This window comes from Variovorax sp. P1_H12_2 (genome assembly GCF_056405335.1).
In genome coordinates, this window is sequence record NZ_JBFUCI010000460.1 from 1 (window position 1) to 4767 (window position 4767).

The 4767-nt window shown below is 65.6% G+C and carries 4 protein-coding genes; all 4 read left to right on the top strand.

The window, feature by feature from the left end:
• A partial coding sequence (locus AC1D2K_RS29990; RefSeq protein WP_478093489.1) for a DUF1254 domain-containing protein occupies positions 1-1022 on the top strand: 1022 nt, incomplete at its 5' end.
• A gap of 4 nt (positions 1023-1026) precedes the next feature.
• Positions 1027-1848, top strand: a complete 822-nt coding sequence (locus AC1D2K_RS29995) for a peroxiredoxin-like family protein (protein WP_478093491.1) — start codon at positions 1027-1029, stop codon at positions 1846-1848.
• A 49-nt stretch (positions 1849-1897) separates the two neighbouring features.
• Entirely contained in the window at positions 1898-2764 is an 867-nt protein-coding gene (locus AC1D2K_RS30000; protein ID WP_478093493.1) for a PAS domain S-box protein, read from the top strand.
• A gap of 147 nt (positions 2765-2911) precedes the next feature.
• On the top strand, positions 2912-4669 hold the full coding sequence (locus AC1D2K_RS30005; protein WP_478093494.1) for a carboxylesterase/lipase family protein: 1758 nt from the start codon (positions 2912-2914) through the stop codon (positions 4667-4669).
• Positions 4670-4767: the final 98 nt, after the last annotated feature.

Sequence of the window (4767 nt, forward strand, 5' to 3'; positions counted from 1 at the left end):
GCTACATCGGCAGCCGTGCCACGGGCAGCGAGCCGGGCCACTACATGGTGGTCGGTCCCGACTGGAAAGGCGCGACGCCCCCCGGGATCAAGAAGGTCTTCACCGCGACCACTCCCTTTGCCTTGAGCGCCATTCGGACTCAGCTCTTCAACGCCAAGGACATGCCGAACGTGGTGAAGGTGCAGGCGGGCTACAAGGCGCAGCCTTTGTCCGCCTTCCTCAATCAGCCGGCTCCAACGGCGGCGCCGACGATCGATTTCCTCCCCGCCACCACCAAGGGGATCAAGGAGAACTACCTGGCGTATCTGGATTCCGCGCTCCGGTTTGTCCCCGAGACGCCGGAAGACCGGGATGTCCGTGCCCGGCTCGCCCGTATCGGCATCGGCCCGGGCAAGACTTTCGAATTCAAGGATCTTTCGCTGGAGCACAAGGCGGCCGTCGGTCTGGGACTGAAGGAGGGTGACGAGAAGGTGGACAAGTTCCTCGCCAGCGGCGTCAGGAATATCAACGGCTGGAACATCGGCGCGTTCTTCGGCGACGGCGCTTTCTTCAAGGGCGATTGGCTCAAGCGTGCCGCTGCGGCCAAGGGTGGGCTCTACGGGAACGATGCCGTGGAAGCGGTGTATCCGTTTACACGTGCCGACTCGAAGGGCGAGGTGCTCGACGGCAGCAAGCACAACTACACCATCACGTTTCCAGCCGGGCAACTTCCACCGGTGAACGCCTTCTGGTCGGTGACGATGTATGACGGCAAGAGCCAGTTCCTGGTCAAGAACCCGATCAACCGATACCTCGTGAATTCGCCGATGCTGTCCGCGATGAAGAAGAACGCCGATGGATCGCTCACTCTCTACGTCCAGAAAGAGTCGCCAGGCAAGGCGCTGGAATCCAACTGGCTGCCTGCACCGAACGACACCCTTTTCATGGTGATGCGCCTGTACTACCCGAAGGAAACACCGCCTTCGATCTTGCCGGCCGGCGAAGGCACGTGGAAGCCACCGGGAATCGTGGCGTCGAAGTAGGGGTTTGGAGCATGCCCTTGGAACGGGCATCTCTGATCACGCCGAGCTGCACGCAGCATCCGACGTGGAGCGTTGTGCTCACCAGCGACAGGTGATACGGTCGAATGCCGTCGTTCAACCGGGCGACACCCAAAGGAGATATTCCATGGGAGACCAAAGACGCCCCCTGCCACCGGGAGAGCCAGCGCCCGCGTTCACGCTTCCCGCGGCCAACGGCGAAGGAACGGTCTCCCTGGACAGCTTGCGCGGTCGTCCATTCCTGATCGGCTTCTATCGGGGTCTGCATTGCCCGTTCTGCCGGCGCCATGTGCTGCAGCTCGCGAGCGTGGAGCCGCCGTTGCGCGCCATGGGGGTGGAGACCCTTGCCGTCATCAACACGCAGTTGGACCGCGCCACCCTGTATTTCAAGTACCGGCCGACGCCGGTCACGCTTCTGTGCGATCCCGATTGCCTCACGCACCAGGCCTTCGGCGTGCCGCATCTCGAGTTCCTGCCTGATGGGGACAACGGCCAGCCCGAGTGGCCCTATCGCGCGAGCATGGCGCAGTTCGCCGCGGCGCGAATCAACCCCACCGGCGAGCTGTCCGCGCCGACGCAGCCATTGGAAGCCAACAGCGCCCTCAACGCCAAGGACGGGTTCGAGCTGGACGAAATCGACAGTGCCATCTTTGCGAGCCACGCCACCCAGTTGGTCGGACACTTTCTGGTCGATGCGGCAGGCATCGTCCGCTGGGTACAAATCGAGGCGGTCGATGGGCCGAACAGCCTCTCCATCTTCCCGAATGCGGCGCAGATCATCGCCGCCGCTGGCGGCCTCGGACGATGACCGACAGCGGGTGCCGGTCCATCGCCAGGTCCGTGGATCAGTCCGTTTCATGAATTCCGCGGAAGTCATTCCCTTCGAAGCCATCGTCGAGCAGTCGGTCGCCGGCATCTACGTGATCCAGGACGACCGCTTCGTCTACGCCAACAGCACCTGGGCCGCCATCGCCGGCTATGCACGGGAAGAGGTGATCGGCATGCCGCTTTCTCGCATCGTGCCGCCGGACTTTCTGAACGAGGTGCGCCAGCGGGTGCAGGCCCGCCTGCAAGGCGATCCGCCCAGCATGCACTTCATCACCCGCGGGCTGCATCGCGACGGCCATGTGGTGCTGGTGGAGGTGCACGGTTCGCGGATGGACTTTCGAGGCCGCCCGGCGGTGATCGGCGTGGGGGTCGACGTCACCGAGCGCATGCACAACGAGGCCGAGTTGCGCCGCCTGCTGGCGCAGGTGCAGGCCTTCAGCAGCCGCACGGCCGCCAGGCTCGAGGCGCAGCGCAGCGCCTTCGCGCGCGAAGTGCAAGAGGTGCTGGGCGGCATGCTGAGCAGCATCCGCACCGACGCGGCGCGCGTGCTGCACGGCGCCCAGGGCGGCGAGTTGCAAGGCCTGACCGAGCGGCTGCTGGCCCTGACGCGGCAGACGGTCGACGCCGTCGGCCAGATTGCCGCGGCCCTGGGCCCCACAATGGACACGACACCGCGGGGGCACGTCGCGCAGCCGCCGCACCGGCGCCTGAGCGCGCGCGAGCAGCAGGTGCTGCCGCTGCTGATCAAGGGCCTGTCGCACACCGAGATCGGCGCGCGCATGGGCATCAGCGGCAAGACCGTGAGTACGCATCGCAGCAACATCTTCCAGAAGCTGGGCGTGGGGAGTACGGCCGAATTGGTGCTCTACGCGGTGCGCAACGACCTGGTGCCCTGAGCCTGCTATCGCGCAGGCGCGCATTTGTCAATCAGCCGATTCCGARGCGCAGTTGGGGATTGACCAGTAGGCCCGACCCTTCGATTGTTTCCAGAATGCTCACGTGAGCCGGCAGCGTTCCCGCGCGACAACAACAAGGAGACAACTGTGAACCTCGATCCACTGCACGCGCCGCTGGCGCGTTGGCGGCGCCTGGCCCTGGCCGGCGCGGTTTTCATCGCAGCCCTGCTGGGCCTGAGCCCGGCGCTGGCCGCCTATGACCAGCAGTTGACCCGTCAGCTCGACGCCGGGAAGATCTACGGCAAGGCGGATGCCGGCAACACCCAGGCCTTCCTGGGCGTGCCCTTKGCGCAGCCGCCGGTGGGTGCGCTGCGCTGGCGTGCGCCGCAGCCGCCGGTGCCCTGGAGCGGCTCGCGCGCGACCACCAGCTTTGCGTCCATGTGCGCGCAGGTCGGCAGCTTCTTCGGCGAGCCCGACCCGGCCACCTTCGACCAGCCGGTGGGCAGCGAAGACTGTCTCTACCTCAACGTCTGGCGGCCCAACTCCAGCGCCGACAAGCTGCCGGTGCTGTTCTGGATCCATGGCGGCAGCAACCTCAAGGGCTCGGCGCGCGAGCCGCTCTACAACGGCGCCTACCTGGCGGCCAAGGCCAACATGGTGGTGGTCACGGTGCAGTACCGGCTGGGCATGCTGGGGTGGCTCAAGCATGCGGCGCTGGCCAGCGGCGATGCCAGGGACGACTCGGGCAACTACGCCACGCTGGACCTGGTGCGCGGCCTGGACTGGGTGCGCACCAACATCGGCGCCTTCGGCGGGGATGCCAACCTGGTGACGGTGGCCGGGCAGTCGGCCGGCTGTATCAACACCTGGGGCCTGCTGCAGTCGCCCTTGGCGGCCGGCAAGTTTCAGCGGGCCTTGTGCATGTCCGGGATCCCCAATGGCTACCCGTCGGCCGTGGGCCAGCTGGCCGCCGACGATCTGGTCAACAAGTTGCTGGTCGACAGCRGCCGTGCGTCCACGCCCGAGCAGGCCGCGGCCCAGCGCCTGAGCATGAGCCCTGCCGAGGTCGCGGCGCTGCTGCGCGGCTCCACGGCGGCGCAGATCATGAAGTTCACGCCGTACCCGGTGGTGCCCGGCCACTTCACCGACGGCACGGTGATCCGCGCGAGTGGCCTGGTGGGGCTGGTGGCGGGCAACTACAACAAGATGCCGCTGATGATCGGCTCCACGCACGACGAAGGTTCGTACTTCGCCTACTCCTTCGGCATGGGCAAGCCGAGCGCTCAGGAGTACTGGCAACTGGCCAACTACGCGGCGCCCGGCACCGTCACGGTCAACGACCTGATCAAGCCGGAGTTCCAGCCGATCTACACCCAGACGCATGAGGCCATCAGCTACGCCCTGGACAACGTGATCGACAACGTCGTGCGCCTGCTGCGCCTGCAGCAGGGCGGCATCTACCGCTACAACTTCAACTGGAACGACACGCCGCAGCCCTGGAAGGACACCTTCTCGGCCTTCCACGGCATCGACATCGGCTCGCTGTTCGGCAACTTCGTCACCAGCGAGCCCAACTTCATGCACTTCGCCTGGGACGCCAGCAACGCGGCCAGCCGCCAGGCACTGTCGGACCGCTTCATCAAGCACTTCTCGACCTTCGCGCGCACCGGTGCGCCCACGCAGCTGTTCGACGGCCAGACGCCCTGGCCCGACTGGACCAACTTCACCTGCTGCGCGAAGCGCATGATCTTCGACAACACCTCGTACATGTCATCGGCCGACTACCTCTTCTTCTGGCCGCGCTACGCGCTGTTGTCGCCGCAGCAGAAAGACTATGTGTGGAAGGCGATCGACTTCAATGCGCTGCCCGCGAACGTCGATCCGCTGCGCAACGGGCCGCACTGAAGAGGAACTCCGCGGGCAATTTTCACGTAGACAATTGCCGGCCGCCGGCCTAGACTGTTTTCTACCAGTCACATTGAACGCATTCATCGTGTCCATGC